This window comes from Neisseria sp. P0022.S010, assembly GCF_051956635.1.
Genome location: NZ_JBQCXF010000349.1, coordinates 1 through 3172, shown reverse-complemented (window position 1 = coordinate 3172; position 3172 = coordinate 1). Strand labels below are relative to the sequence as shown.

General features: G+C 46.6%; 2 protein-coding genes. Both read right to left on the bottom strand.

The features are described from left to right. Positions 1–201: 201 nt before the first annotated feature. Positions 202–549, bottom strand: a complete 348-nt coding sequence (locus ACTHUT_RS16550) for an ArsC family reductase (protein ID WP_250579753.1) — start codon at positions 547–549, stop codon at positions 202–204. 81 nt (positions 550–630) lie between these two features. Then, positions 631–3111: a ribonuclease R gene (gene rnr / locus ACTHUT_RS16545; protein WP_250600655.1), complete on the bottom strand. Its 2481-nt coding sequence runs from the start codon at positions 3109–3111 to the stop codon at positions 631–633. Positions 3112–3172 lie beyond the last annotated feature (61 nt).

The following is a 3172-nucleotide window of genomic DNA, read 5'->3' as shown; positions in this document are numbered from 1 at the left end:
ATGATACCTAAAACAATCTGGGCGGGTGTTTTATATTTTTCAACAATATGGAACATATTTATCCGAAAGAAAAGTTTGGCGCGGCAGCCGGAAAATGCTGCCGCAAAAATCTTAAAATCCTGAAAACAGGCTCAAAGCGCGTATTGTAACGTATTTTTTCGAGGCTTGCTTTTTCAGACGGCCTAAAAACCTAAAAATGCCTTATCCGAAAATTTCCTGATACGCTTCTACTGAAAATCCGACATGAACCTGTCCTTCTTTGACCAATACAGGCCGCTTGATGATGCTGGGATTTTCCATCATCAAAGCAATCGCCCCTTCTTTTGTTGCGGCAGATTCTTGCGCATCTTTATCCAACTTGCGCCAAGTCGTGCCTCTTTTATTGAGCAAAATTTCCAAAGCTGCCTGCTCCAGCCAGCCATCAATCAATTCGGCAGTCGGGGCGTTTTTCTTAAAATCTACAAACTCAAACTCGATGCCATTTTCCGCCAACCAACTGCGCGCTTTTTTAACCGTATCGCAATTGGGAATACCGTACAGTTTTATCATCTTATTTATCCTTGGTTTTATTTATAAAATCACAAATTCAGGCCGTCTGAAAATTTTCAGACGGCCTGAATTGAATGCCGCTTATTTCTTAGCATCTTTCTTCACTTTAATCTTCACGCTTTTGCCTTGAGCGTTATTTTTACCTCCGGCTTTGACGGAAGCTGTTTTCGCCTGCGCTTTTTTCTTGCTCGCGGCTTTAGGTTTGCTTGGCTTAGCAGGCTTGGAGGCAGGTTTACTTTTCACCTTGCTCTTCTTTGCCTTCATGGGAGCAGCCAACGCTTCATCAATTTCTTTAACCGAAAGTTTACGCTTACGCTTTTCGACAGACTTGTCAGCAGCTATCGGCTTGCTCACAGGTTTCGCTTTTCTACTGCCACGTTTCTTACCGACTGAACCGCCGCTGACTAAGGTCAAATCAATCTTGCTGGTATCCAAATCGGCTCGCGCAACTTTTACAGTGACCGTATCACCCATGTTGAAACGGACACCGCTGCGTTCACCCTCAATCGCCATAATTTCAGGACGGAAATTGAAATAATCTTCACCTAAATCGCTGATATGAACCAAGCCGTCGATATGAATATCGTCCAACGTTACAAAAATACCGAAGCTGGTCATGCCCGAAATCTTGCCACTGAAGACTTCGCCGATTTTGTCACGCATATAATAAGTTTTCAGCCAGTTTTCCACATCGCGGCTGGCATCATCGGCTCGGCGCTCGCAGAAAGAGGTATGAACGCCCAAAGCCTGCCAGGTTTTATTGGGCTGGTAAGTTTGTCCGTTCAATACAGCCTTAATGGCACGATGTACCGTCAAATCCGGATAACGGCGGATAGGCGAAGTAAAGTGTGCATATGCACTATAAGCCAAACCAAAGTGACCGTCGCAATGCGGCTCATAAACCGCCTGCTGCATAGAACGCAACATCATTACTTGCAACAGCTCCGCATCCGGACGGTTTTTAAATTGCTCGGCAAGCGCAGCATAGTCTTTCGGCGTCGGATTATCGCCGCCACCCAAACTCAGCCCCAACAAACCAAGCTGCTCGCGTAAAATGGCCAGTTTTTCGGGAGTCGGACCCAAGTGATTGCGGAATAAAGCCGTATGTTTGTTTTTCAGCAAAAATTCTGCCGCGCAAACATTCGCCGCCAACATACATTCTTCAATCAATTTGTGCGCATCATTGCGGACGACGGGAACGATCTTGTCGATTTTACCGTTGTCGTCGAAAATCATCTGAGTCTCAACGCTCTCAAACTCAACCGCGCCACGCTCAAAACGTTTTTTCTGCAAGATTTTAAATAACTGATACAGAGTATCGATTTGTTGCTTAAACGGATGATCTTGGCCGTCTGAAATCCAATCCCAAACTTGATTGTAAGTCAGTCGCGCATGAGAACGCATTACTGCCGGATAGAAACGGTATTCCTTGATATTGCCGGCATAGGTAATCACCATATCGCACACCATACACAGGCGTTCGACATCAGGGTTGAGCGAGCAGATACCGTTGGACAACTTCTCCGGCAACATCGGAATCACACGGCGTGGGAAATACACGCTGGTACTGCGTTCTTGAGCATCCATATCGATTCCGTCATCAGGACGGACATAATGGCTGACATCGGCAATCGCCACCACCAAACGGTAATTGCGACCGACTTTTTCAGCAAAAACCGCATCGTCAAAGTCCCGCGCAGTTTCACCGTCAATGGTTACCAAAGGCAAATCGCGTAGGTCCACGCGCCCTTTCAAGTCGGTTTTACGCACATGATCGGGAATTTTCTTCGCAGCTTTGACACATGCTTCACTGAATTGATGAGGCAAATGGTGCTTGCGTACAGCGATTTCGATTTCCATACCGCTGTCGGCATAATCGCCCAACACTTCAATCAGCTTAGCTACTGCAGGACGATGCGCTTCAGGATACGTCTCAATTTCAGCCACAATCACTTGGCCGGATTGCGGTTTAAATTGCGCCACGCTTTCAGGTTCCAGCACGATACTTTGGCTCAAACGCTTGTCTTCCGCTTCCAAAATGGCCACGCCGCGATCCATATAAAAACGGCCGACCACTTTAGACTGCGCACGCTCCACCACATCCAAAACCGTACCTTCACGACGGCCTCTGCGGTCAATACCGGCAGGACGAACGGTAACAATATCCCCATGCATCACACCGCGCATCTGACGCTCATACAAAACAAAATCGCCCTCGCCTGTCGGCGTTAGCGGCACGGCAAAACCAAAGCCGTCTTTATGCGCTTCGACACGGCATTTAACCAATGCCAATTTCTCTGCCACACACACCGCGCCACGTCGGTTGATCAACACCTGACCATCACGCGCCATCGCTTTCAGACGGCGTTCGAAGAATTCATATTCATCTTCTGTAATCGACAATTCATGTGCCAAAGCTTCGATTTTGGTCGGCACACCTTTTTGTTCCAATAATTCAATAACCCATTCACGGCTGGGCAGCGGATGAGCGTAACGTTGTTTCTCCCGCTCCAAATACGGGTCTTTTTCTCGTAAATTTAAAGATTTAGTATTTTTGTTCATTTTGATAGTTGACATTCTTTTTTTAAAATATATAATAACTGCTTCTTCGCAGTTCAGGTAG

Coding starts and splice junctions, on each gene's coding strand:
- ACTHUT_RS16550 (WP_250579753.1), bottom strand. CDS start 549: ATGATAAAACTGTACGGTATTCCCAATTGCGATACGGTTAAAAAAGCG.
- rnr (WP_250600655.1), bottom strand. CDS start 3,111: ATGAACAAAAATACTAAATCTTTAAATTTACGAGAAAAAGACCCGTAT.